This is a genomic window from Klebsiella pneumoniae complex sp. WS1778 (assembly GCF_049472055.1).
Classification (GTDB): Bacteria; Pseudomonadota; Gammaproteobacteria; order Enterobacterales; family Enterobacteriaceae; genus Klebsiella; species Klebsiella quasipneumoniae.
Window position 1 is genome coordinate 1,988,366 of record NZ_JBKGTJ010000001.1, and the last position, 18,243, is coordinate 2,006,608.

The following is an 18,243-nucleotide window of genomic DNA, read 5'->3' on the forward strand; positions in this document are numbered from 1 at the left end:
CCTGTTTGTGCGTCATTCGAAGTTTATGTAGCGCGTCCCGAAGGGGCTGACATAAGAAGGTGAATGAGCCACTGGTTATTATTATGCATGAACTATGCCACCTTTCCAAACATTTTATTAACACATTGATATATATGGCTTTAACCATAAAAGCCAGCCACCCCAGCGCAGTACACTTTTTATCCATAGCGTCGCCAATTAGCGACACCAAATGTATCCCAAGTTACTCATCATTTAAATCAATAACTTAAGTGTCGCCTTTTGGCGACACTGCAATATGCCGGTTGTCGGTGATTCCCGACACCCTGGCGTGCCGGCCGTCACAGATAAAAAAAAGCCCCCTGCCTGAGCAGGGGGCCGATACGTTCGCGTGACACGCTGCGGGAAAATTAACCCAGCTGTTTACGCGCATTGCGGAAGATACGCATCCACGGGCTGTCTTCGCCCCAGTTTTCCGGGTGCCAGGAGTTGCTTACGGTGCGGAAGACGCGTTCCGGGTGCGGCATCATGATGGTCGCACGCCCGCTTTCGCTGGTCACGGCGGTGATACCGTTCGGGGAACCGTTCGGGTTCGCCGGATAGGTTTCGGTCACTTTGCCGAAGTTATCCACGAAGCGCAGCGCCACCAGGCCTTTGCTCTCCAGCTGGGCCAGATGCGCGCTGTCGCGCACTTCCACCTGACCTTCGCCGTGGGAGACCGCAATCGGCATCTGTGAGCCAACCATGCCTTGCAGCAGCAGAGACGGGCTTTGCGTCACTTCCACCAGGCTGAAGCGCGCTTCAAAGCGGTCAGAGTGGTTGCGCACAAAGCGCGGCCACAGGTCGCTGCCCGGGATCAGCTCGCGCAGATTGGACATCATCTGACAGCCGTTGCACACGCCGAGCGCCAGGGTCTGCGGACGATGGAAGAAGGTCGCGAACTCATCGCGCACGCGCTCGTTGAACAGAATCGACTTCGCCCAGCCTTCACCTGCCCCCAGCACGTCGCCGTAGGAGAAGCCGCCGCAGGCCACCAGGGCATGGAAATCGCCGAGACCGGTGCGGCCCGCCAGCAGGTCGCTCATATGCACGTCAATGGCGTCAAAGCCAGCGCGATGGAAGGCCGCCGCCATTTCAACGTGAGAGTTCACACCCTGCTCGCGCAGGACGGCCACTTTCGGACGCGCGCCGGTGGCAATGTACGGTGCGGCGACATCGTCATTAATATCAAACGAGAGCTTCACATTGAGGCCCGGGTCGGCGTCGTTGGCTTTCGCCTCGTGCTCCTGATCGGCGCAGGCCGGGTTGTCGCGCAGACGCTGCATCTGCCAGGTGGTTTCCGCCCACCACATGCGCAGCGTGGTGCGGCTTTCGCTAAACACCGTCTGATCGCCGGCGGTCAGCACGAAGCGATCGCCCTCGACCGCTTTACCGAGGTAATGCACAGAGTCCGCCAGGCCGTTAACCGCCAGAATGGCTTCCACCGCCTCACGGTCTGCGGCGCGGACCTGGATCACCGCCCCCAGCTCTTCGTTGAACAGCGCCGCCAGACGGTCGTCGCCCAGCGCGGCGATATCCGCCTCCACACCGCAGTGGCCGGTAAAGGCCATTTCCGCCAGGGTGACCAGCAGGCCGCCGTCGGAGCGGTCGTGGTAGGCCAGTAGTTTACGCTGCGCCACCAGGGCCTGCATCGCATCCCAGAAGCCTTTCAGCTGCGCGACATCGCGCACGTCAGCCGGCTTGTCGCCGAGCTGGCGATAGACCTGCGCCAGCGCCGTCGCGCCCAGCGCGTTGTGCCCTTTACCGAGGTCGATCAGCAGCAGGGCGTTATCTTCCGTCGAGAGCTGCGGCGTGACGGTATGACGAACATCTTCGACACGGGCGAAGGCGGAGATCACCAGCGACAGCGGAGAGGTCATCTCACGCTGCTCGCTGCCTTCCTGCCAGCGGGTTTTCATCGACATTGAGTCTTTGCCGACCGGAATGGTCAGGCCCAGCGCCGGGCACAGCTCTTCGCCCACCGCTTTCACCGCCTCATACAGGCCAGCGTCTTCGCCCGGGTGGCCGGCAGCGGCCATCCAGTTAGCCGACAGCTTCACGCGGTTCAGCTCGCCAATCTGCGTGGCGGCGATGTTGGTCAGCGCTTCGCCAACCGCCAGACGGCCGGAGGCGGCGAAGTCCAGCAGAGCAACCGGGGCGCGCTCGCCCATCGCCATCGCTTCGCCGTAGTAGCTGTCGAGGCTGGCGGTGGTTACCGCGCAGTTGGCCACCGGGATCTGCCACGGGCCGACCATCTGGTCGCGAGCGACCATGCCGGTCACGGTGCGATCGCCGATGGTCACGAGGAAGGTTTTCTCGGCCACCGTCGGCAGGTGCAGTACGCGGTTAACCGCGTCGGCGATGGTGATCGGTTGGCGATCCAGCGCGCTGCCCTGGGCTTTCAGAGTCTGCACGTCGCGGGTCATTTTCGGCGTTTTACCAAGCAGGACGTCCAGCGGCAGATCGATCGGCTGATCGTTAAAGTGGCTGTCGCTCAGGCTCAGGTGCTGCTCGGCGGTGGCTTCGCCGATAACCGCATATGGCGCGCGCTCGCGGCGGCACAGCTCGTCAAACAGCGGCAGTTGCTCCGGGGCGACTGCCAGGACATAACGTTCCTGCGATTCGTTACACCAGATCTCCAGCGGGCTCATGCCTGGCTCATCGCTCAGGATATCGCGCAGCTGGAATTTACCGCCGCGGCCGCCGTCGCTGACCAGCTCCGGCATGGCGTTGGAGAGACCGCCGGCGCCGACGTCGTGGATAAACAGGATCGGGTTGGCGTCGCCCAGCTGCCAGCAGCGGTCGATCACCTCCTGACAGCGACGCTCCATTTCCGGGTTGTCACGCTGGACGGAGGCGAAATCGAGGTCGGCATCGGACTGGCCGGAGGCCATGGAAGACGCCGCGCCGCCGCCGAGGCCGATGTTCATCGCCGGGCCGCCCAGCACGATCAGCTTCGCGCCGACGGTAATCTCGCCCTTCTGCACGTGCTCGCCGCGGATGTTACCGATACCGCCGGCCAGCATGATCGGTTTGTGGTAGCCGCGCAGCTCTTCGCCGTTATGGCTGGTGACTTTCTCTTCATAGGTGCGGAAGTAGCCGTTCAGCGCCGGACGACCAAATTCGTTGTTAAACGCCGCGCCGCCCAGCGGGCCTTCGGTCATGATGTCCAGGGCGGTGACGATGCGATCCGGTTTCCCGAAATCTTCTTCCCACGGCTGTTCGAAGCCCGGGATGCGCAGGTTGGAAACCGAGAAGCCCACCAGACCCGCTTTCGGCTTCGCGCCGCGGCCGGTGGCGCCTTCATCGCGGATCTCGCCGCCGGAGCCGGTTGCCGCGCCCGGCCATGGGGAGATGGCCGTCGGGTGGTTATGGGTTTCCACCTTCATCAGAATGTGCGCCGGCTCCTGATGGAAGTCGTAGCGCCCGGTCTGGTGGTCGGCAAAATAGCGCCCCACTTCAGACCCTTCCATCACCGCGGCGTTGTCTTTATAGGCCGACAGGACGTAGTCCGGCGTTTTTTCGAAGGTGTTTTTGATCATTTTGAACAGCGACTTCGGCTGCTGTTCGCCGTCGATGATCCAGTCGGCGTTGAAAATCTTGTGGCGACAGTGCTCTGAGTTCGCCTGGGCGAACATGTACAGCTCGATGTCGTTCGGATTGCGTCCCAGACGGGTAAACGCGTCCTGCAGGTAGTCAATTTCGTCATCTGCCAGCGCCAGACCCAAACGGAGGTTGGCGTCAATCAGCGCCTGACGCCCTTCGCCCAGCAGGTCAACGCTGGTCACCGGCGTCGGCTGATGGTGAGCGAACAGCTTTTCGCCCGCTTCCAGCGCGTCGAAGACGCTCTCCATCATGCGGTCGTGCAGTTCCGCCGCCACCGCGGTCCACTGCGCTTCGCTCAGGGTCGAGGCTTCAACATAATACGCCACGCCGCGCTCCAGACGCACAACCTGAGCCAGGCCGCAGTTATGGGCGATATCGGTAGCTTTAGAAGACCAGGGAGAGATGGTGCCAGGGCGAGGGGTCACGAGCAGTAATTTACCGGTCGGGGTATGGCTGTTTAAGCTCGGGCCATATTTAAGCAGTCGCGCCAGGCGCTCGCGATCGTCAGCGCTCAGCGGGGCGTTCAGATCGGCAAAATGAATATACTCGGCGTATATGGCGCTTACCGGAAGGTTGGCCGCCTGAAATCGTGCCAGCAGTTTATTAATACGGAATGCCGACAGTGCAGGTGAACCACGCAAAATTTCCATCATAAGTCTCTCGTCTTCGAAGCTTTCAGGGTGAGCCAGGGGGGGAAACGGGCGTCATTATAGTGAATCCTGCGCCCCGACGAAACCGTTTGCGTAGAAATAAAATCATTGATGCTGTTTATCAATAAATGTGACGCCTATCGCGAATAAGTTGCCAACTGGCGCATTCTTAAGCAGAATGCCGCTCATTCGACGACAACCTTGCGTTTTTTCCGGACATCGCCTGCTGAGGAACCTGAAGCTGCAGAAGATTAACGCGCTGAAAAAATTAAAGATTAATTATCTGCTGATCGGCATTGTCACCCTTTTGCTGGCGGCTGCCCTGTGGCCGTCGATCCCCTGGTCCGGTAAACCCGAGAACCGGGTGGCGGGTATTATCGCTCGCGGCGAGCTGCGCATCAGCACCATCAACTCGCCGATGACCTTTGCCACCATGAACAATAAAACGTTCGGCCTGGACTACGAACTGGCGAAGCAGTTTGCCGACTACCTCGGCGTGACGCTTAAGATAACCGTCCGGCAGAACATCAGCCAGCTGTTTGACGACCTCGACGACGGTCAGGCCGATATGCTGGCTGCCGGGCTGGTCTATAACCAGGAGCGGGTGAAAAACTATCAGGCCGGCCCCACTTACTATTCTGTTTCGCAACAGCTGGTCTACCGCGTCGGCAATACCCGGCCGCGCACCCTCGCGGCGCTGACCGCCGAGCAGCTCGCCATCGCTCCGGGCCACGTGGCGATCAACGACCTGCAGACCTTAAAAGCCGAGAAATACCCGGATCTTGCCTGGCGCGTGGACGAAAAACGCGGCACCACGGCGCTGATGCAGGCGGTGATTGACGGCAAACTCGATTACACCATCGCCGACTCGGTGGCCGTCAGCCTGTTTCAGCGCGTCCATCCGGAGCTGGCGGTAGCCCTCGATATCACCGACGAACAGCCGGTCACCTGGTTCAGCGCCCGGGACGATGATAATTCCCTGTCGGCGGCGATGCTTGATTTCTTCAACAACATCAATGAAGACGGCACCCTGGCGCGCCTGGAGGAGAAGTACCTCGGCCACGGCAACGATTTTGATTACGTCGATACCCGCACCTTCCTGCGCGCGGTGGAAAACATTCTTCCGGAGGTGCAGCCGCTGTTTGAAAAGTACGCCCGCGAGATCGACTGGCGCCTGCTGGCCGCCATCGCCTGGCAGGAATCCCACTGGGATCCACAGGCCACCTCTCCTACCGGCGTGCGCGGCATGATGATGCTCACGCGCAATACGGCGCAAAGTCTGGGGCTGACTGACCGGACCGATGCGGCGCAGAGTATCGACGGCGGCATGCGCTATCTACAGGATATGATGGATAAAGTGCCGGATTCGATCCCGAAAGATGAACGCATCTGGTTTGCGCTGGCCGCTTACAATATGGGCTATGCCCATATGCTGGACGCCATGGCCCTCACCCGCAAACAGAAAGGCAATCCTAACAGCTGGGCGGACGTTAAGCTGCGTTTACCGCTGCTGAGCCAGAAACCCTATTACAGCAAACTAAAATACGGCTATGCCCGCGGCCATGAGGCCTACGCCTATGTGGAAAACATCCGCAAATATCAGATAAGCCTTGTCGGCTATTTGTCAGAGAAGGAGCGCCAGCAGCAGCAAACGCTGGCCCTGGCGGAAGATTACCCGGCCGTGCTCCCCAATGAGCTCGAACAGCCGCAGGAGACCACCCTGCCCTTTTTCAAGTTTCGCGCCGATAAACAGATGGATAATGCCCGGATGAAACTCCCGGGCCACCTGTATTAACTTTCCCCGTTCTGCTCCCGGGCTTTCTTCAGCGCTTTTTTCTCTTCCCGCCGCCAGCGGAAGAAGTCGCTCAGCATGGCAGAGCAGGACTCCGCCAGCACGCCTTCGCTAATCTCAACCCGATGGTTCATTCCCGGGTGATGCAGAACATCCATCAGCGAGCCGGCGGCACCGGTCTTGGCATCCCTGGCGCCAAACACCAGGCGGGCGATACGGCTGTGCACCATCGCCCCCGCGCACATCACGCAGGGCTCGAGGGTCACGTACAGCGTGGCATCGATCAGGCGGTAGTTTTGCAGCACCAGTCCGCCCTGGCGTAAGGCCATAATTTCCGCATGGGCGGTAGGGTCGTGACGGCCTATCGGCCGGTTCCAGCCCTCGCCAATGACCTGATTGTTATGCACCAGCACCGCGCCCACCGGTACCTCGCCCTCTTCCCAGGCGCGCTTCGCCAGCGTCAGGGCATGACGCATCCAGTATTCATCATTGAGTTCGAGGTCAGACACAGCGGCCACTCCAGCAGAAAAAGCGGGGCGCATTATACATGGGAGCTATCAATTACACACTATTACTCCAGCTGCTGCAGCTCTCCCTGCGGGGTGACCCGCCAGCGATGCTGGCAAAAGCCGAGCAACGGGTTATCCTGCTCACTGTCGCTATAGCCGCTATACAGCTGCAGCGGTGCGCCAATCTTTTTCTCCAGCTGCACCACCTTTTCATGGCCCAGGCAGCGCAGGGTCAATACCCAGCCGCCCCAGCGGCGCGCGGTGCGGCTGGCTATCAGATTCACCCGCGGCAGCCAGAGGGTATCGCGATAAACCTGTTCCACCAGCGACTGCGGCGAGCCGGTGATCAACCAGACGTCGGCATCGGTACTGGTGAGGTAGGCCGTCAGCCGCGCATGAACCACGGGAAACGCTGTCACATGATGACGAAACCAGCCGACAAACTCCGCTTCCAGCCGCTTCAGTACCGCCTCGCGACGGCCAAAGGTTGACGCCCATAGCAGGAGGCTCATCGGCCAGCGCGCCGCCCGCCCGCACACCGCCAGCCCGGCAAGGATCACCGGCCCCATCGCCACCACCAGCAGCAGGTTCAGCGGCAGATGGCGCAGCAGGTAGCGCAGAAAACTGCCGAACATATCCTGTTGATGCAAGGTTCCGTCCAGATCGAAAAACACCACTCTCCGTTCACTGTGCTGCAAACTGCCCCCTTCTCTCAGGATTCACTTCTCGTTAGGGTAAGCTTAACAGTCTTATGCCATGAAGAGGGAAAACATCCCTGCCGTTAAGGAAGAATTAAATTAGCAGGCGAAGGAAAAATTGTGGCTTATGAATTTTTAATTCGTGGTATACCCCTTATAATCGAATAAAAATTCTTTCAGTCACGAGCCGGACGGCTCCAGCGGAGCTCCAATGAACTGTTTAACGCGTATTCGTCAGCGCTATCCCACCCTGGCGGCGAGCGACAAAAAGTTGGCCGATTTTATTCTGAGCCAACCCGATGACACCCGGCACCTCAGCTCACAGCAGCTGGCGACGGAAGCCGGGGTGAGTCAGTCCAGCGTGGTTAAATTTGCCCAAAAACTGGGGTTCAAAGGCTTTCCGGCGCTGAAGCTGGCGCTGAGTGAAGCGCTGGCCAGCAGCCCGGATCCGCACTCCGTCCCGGTACATAACCACATTCGCGGTGACGACCCGCTGCGTCTGGTGGGCGAGAAACTCATCAAAGACAATGTCGCCGCCATGCATGCCTCGCTGGACGTCAACACTGAAGAGACGCTGCGGGAAGCCGTCACGCTGCTGCGCAACGCCCGGCGGGTGATCGTCACCGGGATTGGCGCGTCCGGCCTGGTGGCGCGTAACTTTAGCTGGAAGCTGATGAAGATCGGCGTCAACGCTGTCTCTGAGCAGGATATGCACGCTCTGCTGGCGACGGTGCAGGCCATGTCCAGCGACGATCTGCTGCTGGCGATCTCTTACTCCGGCGAGCGTCGGGAGATCAATATGGCGGCCGGTGAAGCGCTGCGCGTCGGCTGTAAGATCCTGGCGATCACCGGCTTTAGCCCTAACGCCCTGCAGCAGCAGGCGACCCACTGCCTGTATACTATCGCCGAAGAGCAGGCGACGCGCAGCGCGGCCATCTCCTCCACCAGCGCGCAAATGATGCTCACCGACCTGCTGTTTATGGGGCTGGTGCAGCAGGATCTGGAGCGGGCGCCGGAGCGCATTCGCCATAGCGAAGCGCTGGTGAAAAAGCTGGTCTGAGCAGAAAATGGGCGTATAATGCCCGCCCTGTTTGTGTTGTTTCTGAGATTTTCCTGATGGCGCTGTTAATTACCAAAAAATGCATCAACTGCGATATGTGCGAGCCGGAGTGCCCCAATGAGGCCATTTCGATGGGTGACAGCATTTATGAAATTAACAGCGACCGCTGCACCGAATGCGTGGGCCATTACGATACGCCCACCTGCCAGAAGGTGTGCCCGATCCCGAATACTATTCTGAAAGATCCGGCACACGTCGAGAGTGAAGAACAGCTGTGGGATAAATTCGTCCTGATGCACCACGCGGATAAAATTTAACCGCCGTCGCGCTTAGCTTTCGACAATCACCGTGGCGCAGGCGTAATGGCGCTCATCGGCGAGCGTGACATGAATATGGCTCACCCCCAACCGTTCCGCCAGCCGTTGCGCCTCACCCCATAGCCGCAGCTTCGGCTTGCCCAGCTCATCGTTGTAAACTTCGAACTGATTAAAGGCCAGCCCGTTGCGGATCCCGGTCCCCAGCGCTTTCGCCGCCGCTTCCTTGACCGCAAAGCGTTTCGCCAGAAAACGCACCGGCTGCTGGTGCTGCTCCCAAATGCTCCATTCATGGTCGCTCAGCACCCGGCGGGCAAGGCGATCGCCGCTGCGGGCGATCACCGCTTCGATGCGGGCGATCTCGACGATGTCGGTACCCAGCCCGAGAATGGCCATTAGCCGCGCGCTTCCAGCATCAGACGCTTCATTTCCGCGACCGCCTGTTTCAGGCCGCTCATCACCGCGCGGCCAATAATCGCGTGACCGATATTCAGCTCATGCATTTCAGGCAGCGCAGCAATCGCTTTCACGTTGTGATAGGTCAGACCGTGACCCGCATTAACCTTCAGGCCGAGGCTGGCGGCGTAGGCGGCCGCTTTGGCAATACGTTCCAGCTCCTTCGCCTGCTCGGCGTCGGTTTTAGCATCGGCATAGCAGCCGGTGTGGATTTCGATATATGGCGCGCCAACGTCCGCTGCCGCTTTGATCTGCGCTTCATCCGCATCGATAAACAGGGAGACCAGGATGCCGGCATCCGCCAGGCGTTGACAGGCATCACGCATCTTGTCGCGCTGGCCGGCGACGTCCAGCCCGCCTTCGGTGGTCACTTCCTGGCGCTTCTCCGGCACCAGGCAGCAGAAATGCGGTTTGGTTTCGCAGGCGATCGTCAGCATCTCTTCGGTGACCGCCATTTCAAGATTCATGCGGGTGTGCAGCGTCTGGCGCAGGATACGCACATCGCGATCGGTGATATGGCGGCGGTCTTCGCGCAGATGCACGGTAATGCCGTCGGCGCCGGCCTGTTCGGCAATGAAAGCCGCCTGAACCGGATCCGGGTAGGCGGTGCCGCGGGCGTTACGCAAGGTCGCGATATGGTCAATATTGACCCCTAACAGTAATTCAGCCATGACAATCCTCGTTAATCATTCTTCGTATTATCCGCTCGCGCCTTTCGCGCGGGCATAAACTGGCGAAACAATTCCCGGCTCTTGAGCGGTTTGCCGCCGAGATAGGGCTTCAGGGCGATACGGGTAAAGCGCTTCGCGGCGCGCAGCGTATCAACATCAGGAAACTCGCGACTCGCCAACGCTTTCAAATGGTGCCCGGTAAACGTGTTGTTATCAATCACCAGGCTGGCAATAAAGCCTTTTTCTTCGCGATAGCGGTAGGTCATGGTGTCGTCCACCGGCTCGCCGCTCCCGGCGCAGTGGAGAAAATCCACGCCATAGCCCAGGTGCCCGAGCAGCGCCAGCTCAAAGCGCCGCAGCGCCGGCTCCGGCGAGCCGCTGGCCCCGGCGAGCGCCTGAATGCAGTGCAAATAGTCAAAAAAGAGTTCGGAGAAGCGCGTTTCGTGCTCCAGCACACGGGAGATAAGCTCGTTAACGTAAAGACCGCTGTAGAGGGTGATGCCGCTGAGCGGCAGCGCCAGCGAGACAGCTTCCGCGCTGCGCAGGGTTTTGACTTCGCCGCGGCCGCCGAAGCGAACCAGCAAGGGGGTAAAGGGTTGTAAAGCGCCTTTAAGATTCGAGCGTTTGGAGCGTGCGCCCTTGGCAACCAGGCGCACGCGACCGGATTCTTCCGTGAAGACGTCCAGCATCAGGCTGGTTTCGCTCCACGGTCGGCTATGCAGGACAAAGGCGCGCTGCCATCCATCCACGTTGCGTTAACTCAGAGGTCGTCAACATAACCGAGACTGCGCAGGGCGCGCTCGTCATCGGCCCAGCCGGATTTCACTTTAACCCACAGCTCGAGGTGCACCGGCGCTTCAAACATCTCCTGCATGTCCTTACGCGCTTCGATACCGATGGTTTTGATTTTGGCGCCTTTGTTGCCAATCACCATCTTCTTCTGCCCTTCACGCTCGACGAGGATCAGGCCGTTGATGTCATAACCGCCGCGCTCGTTGGTCACAAAACGTTCGATTTCCACGGTGACGGAGTACGGCAGCTCAGCGCCAAGGAAACGCATCAGTTTTTCACGGATGATTTCGGAGGCCATAAAGCGCTGGGAACGATCGGTAATATAATCTTCCGGGAAGTGATGGATCGCTTCCGGCAGATGCTTACGCACGATCGCCGCGATGGTGTCGACGTTGGTCCCCGTTTCCGCCGACATCGGCACGATATCAAGGAAGTTCATCTGGCTGGCGAGGAACTGCAGGTGCGGTAACAGATCCGCTTTTTCCTGCACGTTATCTACCTTGTTGACCGCGAGGATCACCGGCGCTTTCGCGTCGCGCAGCTTGTTGAGCACCATCTCGTCGTCCTGCGTCCAGCGGGTGCCTTCCACCACGAAGATGACCAGTTCAACATCGCCAATCGAGCTGCTGGCCGCTTTGTTCATCAGGCGGTTAATGGCGCGCTTCTCTTCCATATGCAGGCCCGGAGTATCGACGTAAATCGCCTGATACGGCCCTTCGGTATGGATGCCGACGATGCGGTGACGGGTGGTCTGCGCTTTACGGGAGGTGATCGAGATCTTCTGCCCAAGCAGCTTATTCAACAGCGTGGATTTGCCAACGTTTGGACGACCCACGATGGCGACAAACCCACAATAACTTTTTTCTTCGCTCATTCCAGCTCCAGCTTTTTCAGCGCCTGTTCGGCGGCAGCCTGCTCCGCCTTACGACGGCTGGAACCTGTGCCAACCACCGGTTCACTCAGGCCACTGACCTGGCAGTGGATAGTAAATTCCTGATCGTGCGCTTCGCCGCGCACCTGGACCACCAGGTAGGACGGCAGCGGCAGATGACGACCCTGCAGATACTCCTGCAGACGCGTCTTCGGATCCTTTTGCTTATCGCCCGGGCTGATTTCGTCCAGACGAGTCTGGTACCAGGAGAGAATTAAGCGTTCAACGTTCTGAATATCGCTGTCGAGGAAAACCCCGCCAATTAACGCTTCAACGGTGTCCGCGAGAATCGATTCGCGACGGAAACCGCCGCTTTTCAGTTCGCCCGGCCCGAGGCGCAAGCATTCGCCCAGCTCAAACTCGCGGGCGATTTCCGCCAGCGTGTTGCCGCGCACCAGCGTCGCGCGCATACGGCTCATGTCGCCTTCATCCACGCGAGGAAAGCGATGATACAGCGCGTTAGCGATCACGAAACTTAAAATGGAGTCGCCTAAAAATTCCAGGCGCTCATTATGTTTGCTGCTGGCACTGCGGTGAGTTAATGCCTGTTGCAACAGCTCCTGATGATGAAAAGTGTAGCCCAGCTTTCGTTGAAGCCGATTAATTACGATGGGGTTCATGCGTTACCAATAAATGAATGCGTCAAAGATGCAGCACACGAAACCGACCTGAGCATACGCTTCAAACAGGAAGTTGAAACAGACCAATACGCTTTCGTGTGCAGTGTCACCCGGCAGAGCGACAACCAAAAACTTCGGGGGGATATTCTATACGCAACGACACGGGATGTCGTTAGTTTGAATGGATTTAAATACTAAATAATTCACGCCGCTGCGATAACAGCAGCGGCGTGAATTCAGCAGATGAAATTAATGAATTCCACCAATGCGCGATAACCGCACACCGGTCGGCCATTCACCTTCCTGCTTTTCAAAACTCATCCAGATAGCGGTGGCTTTTCCGACCAGGTTTGCTTCCGGCACAAAGCCCCAGTAACGGCTGTCGGCGCTGTTATCCCGGTTGTCGCCCATCATGAAGTACTGACCCGGCGGCACAATCCAGGTGGCCAGCGGCAGACCGCTCTGATGGTAATACATGCCAGCCTGATCCTGAGCAATCGGCACCATCAGAATACGATGCGTGACGTCGCCCAACGTCTCCTGACGCTCGGTGAGGCGAATGCCGTCGGCTTTGGTTTCGCCCTTCGGCAGCTGCCAGAAACCGCTGCTCGCCTCGCCGCCGTTGCTGCGGGAGAAAGTCTGAACGAAATCGCTCGGCTCCACGTTGGAGTAAGTCACCGGCAGCGCGTTGCCGCAGGCCTGTCCGGAGCTGCAGCCCGGCTGAATAGTGACCTGCTTGGCAATCGGATCGTAGGTGACCTTATCCCCCGGTAGCCCCACCGCGCGCTTGATGTAGTCCAGGCGCGGGTCTTCCGGATATTTAAACACCACGATGTCGCCGCGCTTCGGATGGCCCGTCTCGATCAGCGTTTTCTGGTAGATAGGATCTTTAATGCCGTAGGCAAATTTCTCCACCAGGATGAAATCGCCAATCAGCAGAGTCGGCATCATCGAACCGGACGGGATCTGGAACGGCTCATAAATGAATGAACGTACCACCAGAACGATCGCCAGCACCGGGAAAACTGATGCGCCGGTTTCCAGCCAGCCCGGTTTCGGGCCGACTTTCTTCAACGTCTTTTTGTCCAGCTGCTCGCCGGTCGCTGCCTGAGCAGCGGCCTGACGCTCACGACGTTTCGGTGCAAAAATGAACTTGTCCAGGCACCATAAAACGCCCGTCACCAGGGTTGCAATCACCAGGATCAGGGCAAACATGTTCGCCATGCCAACTCCTTAGGGTTATTTGCCGTCTTTACCAACGTGCAGAATGGCGAGGAACGCTTCCTGCGGCAGTTCAACGTTACCGACCTGCTTCATACGCTTCTTACCTTCTTTCTGCTTCTGCAGCAGCTTTTTCTTACGGCTGACGTCACCGCCGTAGCATTTCGCCAGCACGTTTTTACGCAGCTGTTTCACGGTAGAGCGCGCGATGATGTGGTTGCCGATGGCCGCCTGAATCGCGATGTCGAACTGCTGACGCGGAATAAGATCTTTCATCTTTTCCACCAGCTCGCGGCCGCGATACGGCGCGTTATCGTTGTGGGTGATCAGCGCCAGCGCATCGACGCGCTCGCCGTTGATCAGCACATCGACGCGTACCATGTTCGACGCCTGGAAGCGTTTGAAGTTGTAGTCCAGCGACGCATAGCCGCGGGAGGTAGACTTCAGACGGTCGAAGAAGTCGAGCACCACTTCCGCCATCGGGATTTCGTAGGTCAGCGCCACCTGTTTACCGTGGTAAACCATGTTGGTCTGCACACCACGTTTCTCCACACACAGAGTGATCACGTTGCCGAGGAACTCCTGCGGCAGCAGCATGTGACACTCGGCGATCGGCTCGCGCAGCTCCTGAATATTATTCAGCGGCGGCAGCTTGGACGGGCTGTCGACGTAGATAACTTCTTTGGAGGTGGTCTCCACTTCGTACACTACCGTCGGCGCGGTAGTGATCAGGTCGAGATCGTATTCACGCTCCAGACGCTCCTGAATGATCTCCATGTGCAGCAGGCCGAGGAAGCCGCAGCGGAAGCCGAAGCCCAGCGCGGTAGAACTTTCCGGCTCGTAGAACAGAGAGGCGTCGTTGAGGCTCAGTTTGCCCAGCGCGTCGCGGAAAGCTTCATAATCATCGGAGCTCACCGGGAACAGGCCGGCATACACCTGCGGTTTCACCTTCTTAAAGCCAGGCAGCGCTTTGTCTGCCGGGTTGCGGGCGGCGGTCAGGGTATCGCCCACCGGCGCGCCGAGGATGTCTTTGATCGCGCAGACCAGCCAGCCAACCTCGCCGCATTTCAGCTCGGTACGGTCAACCTGTTTCGGGGTAAAGATGCCCAGACGGTCGGCGTTATAGACCTGGCCGGTGCTCATGACCTTGATCTTATCGCCCTTGCGCATGGTGCCGTTTTTAATCCGCACCAGCGACACCACGCCGAGGTAGTTATCGAACCAGGAGTCGATAATCAGCGCCTGCAGCGGCGCGTCCGGATCGCCTTCCGGCGGCGGAATATCGCGCACCAGACGCTCCAGCACGTCGGTCACGCCGACGCCGGTTTTCGCCGAGCAGCGCACCGCATCATGGGCATCGATCCCGACGATATCTTCAATCTCGTCCGCTACGCGCTCAGGGTCGGCCGCAGGCAGGTCGATCTTGTTGAGTACCGGAACGACCTCCAGGTCCATCTCCATGGCGGTGTAGCAGTTGGCCAGGGTCTGGGCTTCTACGCCCTGCCCGGCGTCAACCACCAGCAGCGCGCCTTCGCACGCGGCGAGGGAACGGGAGACTTCATAGGAGAAGTCCACGTGGCCCGGGGTGTCGATAAAGTTCAGCTGATAGGTCTCACCGTCGTTGGCCTTATAGTCCAGGGTGACGCTCTGCGCCTTGATAGTGATCCCGCGTTCGCGCTCAAGATCCATGGAGTCCAGAACCTGGGCTTCCATTTCACGATCAGAAAGGCCACCGCAAATCTGGATGATACGGTCAGACAGCGTCGACTTACCGTGGTCGATGTGAGCGATGATCGAAAAGTTACGTATATTCTTCATATTTAGAGTTAATTATGCCTTACGAGTATCATGAGGCCGCTGTACTGTGCCTGACGTTTTTTAATCCGAAAACGCCGCATTCTACACTACATCCTTGAAACCAGGAAATGCTGTTAGATCCAGCATAACCGCAGAAATTGTGGCGTTGTAACAGGAAGGGTAAATACAGATAAGGGCCAGTGAAATCACTGACCCATGTCGGAGGAAGGCGTTTCGATACGCACCAGATCCGGCGGCAACGCGACGCTCAGGATCACCGGCTGCCACGACTGGCGCGCTGCCAGCTGCGGCGACAGACCGCGCGCCACCAGGAACCCGCCGACGCCGCCCAGCAGCGCGCCGCAAAGTGACGCGATATCGCTGGCAAACAGCACCTGGAAAATCGACGCCATCACAAACAGACCCACCAGCGGCGCCATGTAGACCAACAGCGCCGAACCCAGCAGACTGCTCTCGGCGATCCCCAGCTCCACTTTTTGCCCCGCCGTCAACGGCTGCTCGCAGGGCACGCTGATGGTATGGCTGGTCTGCGGCCCCAGCTTGTTTAATACCCGGCTGCCGCAGCCGGCGCGGGAGGCGCAACTGCTGCAGGAGGCTTTAACGTCGCAGTGCACCTGCGCCACGCCGTTATGCCAGGAAACCACGGTGGCCCACTCTTTGATCATTGTACTGCCTTGAATTTAATGCTGTCTGAGATACGCTTCGCCGTCTGCGGCGGCAGTTCGCCCACCACGGTGATCTCCGCGTTATCGCGTACCGTCGTGCTGACGGTGCGTCGGCCGGTGCGCAACAGCTGGTCGCTGCTGGCCGCGGTGGCGCGGTTGATATTGATCGAGAAGCTGAACAAGCCGTCGGAATAGAGACGTGATTCTACCGGACCATCAAAGGTGGGCAGACGACGCTGGCTGCTGGAAACCTCAGTCATGCCCTGAGGGAGCCACGTCGGCGCCCAGTTAAAGTTGGCTTTGTCGCCCCCTTCAGGCACCGACAGCTGCGGCGGCAAATTCGCTTTTGCCAGCGTCTCCATGCTGGCGCTGACGTTATCGCCAACGTTGAAAGAGACGACCCGGAACTGCTCCAGCGTTTCACCGTCGCGGTCGAGTAAATCGACGCGCAGCGGCAGCTTAGTCTCAGCGTCCAGCCAGGCGATAAAGCTATAGCGCGTGCCGTCGCGAGCCACGACGCGGATCACGTCGCAGAGGCGGTCGGCGATACGGGTACGACCCACGGAGATAAAATCATAGGCTGCGCTGAGACGTTTGAAATCGCTGTAAACCAACGACGGCAGCGAATCGACGATATAGTCGCCGTTCAGGGTGAACGGATCGAGGCCGGGTTCAAAATAGCTGATTTCCGTACCGCGCAGGACCACTTCCCGGCGCGGACCGTCCAGCTGCAGAAGCTGCGCCAGCGGTTGATTGTTCAGTCGCGCGTGACGATAGCGCAGCGACTCAACGCCTTGTTTGCTGATGCTGACGAACGAGAGCTCATAGTTGAGGGACTGGCTGGCCAGGTTCATCTGCTGCAACAACGCCCCGGACGATGTATCAGCCGAGGCGTTGACAGAGAACAACAGACTGCCTGCCATGAGCGACATGGCACACCAAAGTTGCTTCATTACTGCGATTGCGTTCCTAAAGTTTGATAACCCGGCACCTGGACTGCGGCCTGCTGAGTCTGGGCCTGGCCAAACTGAAGCTGCTCAGCGTGCAGGCGGCGCTGCAGTTCGTAGTCCTGCAGCATGGCGTTAATCCGCCGGCGCTGTTCCTGGACCTGAGCCTGCTGGCCGCTACCTGCTGATGCGTCAGCCGGTACGCCAAGACTTACCGGGCTCGCTTTGCCCATCATTGGCAGCGTATTGAACACCGGCGCCTCTGGCTGCTGAGCGGCATCAGACTGCCCATTATAGTGCTGGACGCCGACGATAACCGCAAGCGATACGCAGGCGGCAACGCCCATCTGGGTTAGTGAGCTGGCCCACGGACGCACTTTGTTCCAGAACGGCATCTGCCGCCACTGGTGTGGTGCGGGCTGAGATTCAGGAATAAGCGGCGCCGTCTGACGAACGGGCTCATTTTCAATGGCGGCCATCACCCGGGCGGAGATATCAAATTGCAGCACCTCTGCGGTATCGCCACGCAGCGTATCGCGGATAAGGTGGTAACTCTCCCAGGTTTTTTGCATCTCAGAAGAACGACTCAGCTCGTTGAGCAGTTCGTTATCCAGCGTTTCACCATCCATTAAAGCCGAAAGTTTTTCTTTCTGCATGCCTGATACCCTTTTCCAGTATTCCGCTATCGTCAACGCCTGATAAGCGGTTGAACTTTATTATCAATAGCTTCTCGCGCCCGGAAGATACGCGAACGCACCGTCCCAACCGGACAATCCATGATAGCGGCTATCTCTTCATAGCTCAGGCCATCCAGCTCCCGTAACGTAATTGCCATGCGTAAATCTTCCGGGAGCGATTCAATGGTACGAAAAACTATTTGTCTCAGTTCTTCTGACAACATTAAGTTCTCAGGGTTCGAAATTTCTTTCAACGCTCCGCCGCTTTCGAAGTTTTCCGCCTCGTTGGCGTCAACATCGCTGGACGGCGGACGGCGTCCCTGAGCAACCAGATAATTCTTCGCCGTATTGACGGCGATACGGTATAACCAGGTGTAAAAAGCGCTATCTCCCCGGAAAGAGTCCAGCGCACGCCATGCCTTAACGAACGATTCCTGAACGACGTCAGCGATATCGCCCGGCGGTACATAGCGGGAAACCAGGCTCGCGACCTTATGCTGATAGCGCACTACCAGCAAATTAAACGCTTTCTGATCTCCTTTCTGGACCCGTTCAACAAGGACCTGATCCGTTAACTGCTCGCTCATCCGAGGTAATGTCTCCCCAAACCCAATTCCCATGCGTCTTCAAAACACCACCCAAAATCTGCATTATGAGCAAGCTGACTGTTGGAGTGTATGAAAACAATAAAGTTCCGTTACGCTTTTTGTTTTTTGTCTGGCAACGGCGGCAGATCGTTATCAATCATTATATGCCCTGGTTGCTAAACGATAGGTTAGTCAATAAGAAAAAGCGCAG

General features: G+C 58.5%; 18 protein-coding genes. 3 read left to right on the forward strand and 15 right to left on the reverse strand.

Translation table 11 applies throughout. The annotated features are described in order from the left end of the window. Positions 1–389: 389 nt before the first annotated feature. Complete coding sequence (purL, locus tag ACLEXF_RS09880) at positions 390–4,277, reverse strand: phosphoribosylformylglycinamidine synthase (protein WP_065878254.1); 3,888 nt, start codon at positions 4,275–4,277, stop codon at positions 390–392. A 175-nt stretch (positions 4,278–4,452) separates the two neighbouring features. On the opposite strand from purL, the gene mltF reads away from it, so the two are divergent. Continuing rightward, on the forward strand, positions 4,453–6,069 hold the full coding sequence (mltF, locus tag ACLEXF_RS09885; protein ID WP_004201842.1) for a membrane-bound lytic murein transglycosylase MltF: 1,617 nt from the start codon (positions 4,453–4,455) through the stop codon (positions 6,067–6,069). Here mltF and tadA read toward each other — a convergent pair. Next, a complete protein-coding gene (gene tadA, locus ACLEXF_RS09890; protein ID WP_023318886.1) occupies positions 6,066–6,575 on the reverse strand; it encodes a tRNA adenosine(34) deaminase TadA in 510 nt (169 codons plus the stop codon). The two genes, mltF and tadA, sit on opposite strands and share 4 nt — an antisense overlap. A gap of 62 nt (positions 6,576–6,637) precedes the next feature. Further along, on the reverse strand, positions 6,638–7,273 hold the full coding sequence (gene yfhb, locus ACLEXF_RS09895) for a phosphatidylglycerophosphatase C (RefSeq protein WP_004201838.1): 636 nt from the start codon (positions 7,271–7,273) through the stop codon (positions 6,638–6,640). Between the two features lie 211 nt (positions 7,274–7,484). On the opposite strand from yfhb, the gene ACLEXF_RS09900 reads away from it, so the two are divergent. Further along, positions 7,485–8,333 (forward strand): MurR/RpiR family transcriptional regulator, encoded by an 849-nt coding sequence (locus ACLEXF_RS09900; protein ID WP_017900417.1) that lies wholly within the window; start codon positions 7,485–7,487, stop codon positions 8,331–8,333. A 56-nt stretch (positions 8,334–8,389) separates the two neighbouring features. Beyond that, a complete protein-coding gene (locus tag ACLEXF_RS09905; RefSeq protein ID WP_004144350.1) occupies positions 8,390–8,650 on the forward strand; it encodes a YfhL family 4Fe-4S dicluster ferredoxin in 261 nt (86 codons plus the stop codon). Between the two features lie 12 nt (positions 8,651–8,662). On the opposite strand, the gene acpS is transcribed toward ACLEXF_RS09905, so the two are convergent. The 12 genes from acpS to rseD form a co-directional block, all read right to left on the reverse strand. Then, positions 8,663–9,043: a holo-ACP synthase gene (acpS, locus tag ACLEXF_RS09910; RefSeq protein ID WP_004201835.1), complete on the reverse strand. Its 381-nt coding sequence runs from the start codon at positions 9,041–9,043 to the stop codon at positions 8,663–8,665. Beyond that, positions 9,043–9,774, reverse strand: coding sequence for a pyridoxine 5'-phosphate synthase (gene pdxJ / locus ACLEXF_RS09915; protein WP_064189956.1), 732 nt, complete (start codon positions 9,772–9,774; stop codon positions 9,043–9,045). The genes acpS and pdxJ overlap by 1 nt, the downstream gene beginning before the upstream one ends. Before the next feature lie 11 nt (positions 9,775–9,785). Next, complete coding sequence (gene recO / locus ACLEXF_RS09920; protein WP_004201833.1) at positions 9,786–10,523, reverse strand: DNA repair protein RecO; 738 nt, start codon at positions 10,521–10,523, stop codon at positions 9,786–9,788. An 11-nt stretch (positions 10,524–10,534) separates the two neighbouring features. Beyond that, a complete protein-coding gene (gene era / locus ACLEXF_RS09925) occupies positions 10,535–11,440 on the reverse strand; it encodes a GTPase Era (RefSeq protein WP_017900415.1) in 906 nt (301 codons plus the stop codon). Then, positions 11,437–12,117, reverse strand: a complete 681-nt coding sequence (gene rnc / locus ACLEXF_RS09930; protein ID WP_002914065.1) for a ribonuclease III — start codon at positions 12,115–12,117, stop codon at positions 11,437–11,439. The genes era and rnc overlap by 4 nt, the downstream gene beginning before the upstream one ends. 249 nt (positions 12,118–12,366) lie before the next feature. Further along, a complete protein-coding gene (lepB, locus tag ACLEXF_RS09935; RefSeq protein ID WP_004201827.1) occupies positions 12,367–13,341 on the reverse strand; it encodes a signal peptidase I in 975 nt (324 codons plus the stop codon). Positions 13,342–13,356: 15 nt separating this feature from the next. After that, positions 13,357–15,156, reverse strand: a complete 1,800-nt coding sequence (gene lepA, locus ACLEXF_RS09940; protein WP_004201823.1) for a translation elongation factor 4 — start codon at positions 15,154–15,156, stop codon at positions 13,357–13,359. Between the two features lie 185 nt (positions 15,157–15,341). Continuing rightward, complete coding sequence (gene rseC, locus ACLEXF_RS09945; RefSeq protein WP_004201822.1) at positions 15,342–15,821, reverse strand: SoxR-reducing system protein RseC; 480 nt, start codon at positions 15,819–15,821, stop codon at positions 15,342–15,344. After that, positions 15,818–16,774: a sigma-E factor regulatory protein RseB gene (gene rseB, locus ACLEXF_RS09950; protein ID WP_004201821.1), complete on the reverse strand. Its 957-nt coding sequence runs from the start codon at positions 16,772–16,774 to the stop codon at positions 15,818–15,820. The genes rseC and rseB overlap by 4 nt, the downstream gene beginning before the upstream one ends. Next, a complete protein-coding gene (gene rseA / locus ACLEXF_RS09955) occupies positions 16,774–17,424 on the reverse strand; it encodes an anti-sigma-E factor RseA (RefSeq protein ID WP_004201820.1) in 651 nt (216 codons plus the stop codon). The genes rseB and rseA overlap by 1 nt, the downstream gene beginning before the upstream one ends. A 32-nt stretch (positions 17,425–17,456) precedes the next feature. Further along, complete coding sequence (rpoE, locus tag ACLEXF_RS09960; protein WP_002914074.1) at positions 17,457–18,032, reverse strand: RNA polymerase sigma factor RpoE; 576 nt, start codon at positions 18,030–18,032, stop codon at positions 17,457–17,459. Beyond that, positions 18,029–18,133 carry a rpoE leader peptide RseD gene (gene rseD, locus ACLEXF_RS09965; protein ID WP_122383554.1) on the reverse strand — a complete coding sequence of 35 codons (105 nt, stop codon included), beginning with the start codon at positions 18,131–18,133 and terminating at the stop codon, positions 18,029–18,031. Before rseD ends, rpoE begins: the two co-directional genes overlap by 4 nt. Positions 18,134–18,243: the final 110 nt, after the last annotated feature.

Excerpts from the sequence above, each read along its gene's own strand:
- rseB (WP_004201821.1), bottom strand. The coding sequence starts at position 16,774 with ATGAAGCAACTTTGGTGTGCCATGTCGCTCATGGCAGGCAGTCTGTTG.
- rseC (WP_004201822.1), bottom strand. The coding sequence starts at position 15,821 with ATGATCAAAGAGTGGGCCACCGTGGTTTCCTGGCATAACGGCGTGGCG.
- purL (WP_065878254.1), bottom strand. The coding sequence starts at position 4,277 with ATGATGGAAATTTTGCGTGGTTCACCTGCACTGTCGGCATTCCGTATT.
- rnc (WP_002914065.1), bottom strand. The coding sequence starts at position 12,117 with ATGAACCCCATCGTAATTAATCGGCTTCAACGAAAGCTGGGCTACACT.
- lepA (WP_004201823.1), bottom strand. The coding sequence starts at position 15,156 with ATGAAGAATATACGTAACTTTTCGATCATCGCTCACATCGACCACGGT.
- rseA (WP_004201820.1), bottom strand. The coding sequence starts at position 17,424 with ATGCAGAAAGAAAAACTTTCGGCTTTAATGGATGGTGAAACGCTGGAT.
- ACLEXF_RS09900 (WP_017900417.1), top strand. The coding sequence starts at position 7,485 with ATGAACTGTTTAACGCGTATTCGTCAGCGCTATCCCACCCTGGCGGCG.
- acpS (WP_004201835.1), bottom strand. The coding sequence starts at position 9,043 with ATGGCCATTCTCGGGCTGGGTACCGACATCGTCGAGATCGCCCGCATC.
- ACLEXF_RS09905 (WP_004144350.1), top strand. The coding sequence starts at position 8,390 with ATGGCGCTGTTAATTACCAAAAAATGCATCAACTGCGATATGTGCGAG.
- rpoE (WP_002914074.1), bottom strand. The coding sequence starts at position 18,032 with ATGAGCGAGCAGTTAACGGATCAGGTCCTTGTTGAACGGGTCCAGAAA.
- lepB (WP_004201827.1), bottom strand. The coding sequence starts at position 13,341 with ATGGCGAACATGTTTGCCCTGATCCTGGTGATTGCAACCCTGGTGACG.
- mltF (WP_004201842.1), top strand. The coding sequence starts at position 4,453 with ATGCCGCTCATTCGACGACAACCTTGCGTTTTTTCCGGACATCGCCTG.
- era (WP_017900415.1), bottom strand. The coding sequence starts at position 11,440 with ATGAGCGAAGAAAAAAGTTATTGTGGGTTTGTCGCCATCGTGGGTCGT.
- pdxJ (WP_064189956.1), bottom strand. The coding sequence starts at position 9,774 with ATGGCTGAATTACTGTTAGGGGTCAATATTGACCATATCGCGACCTTG.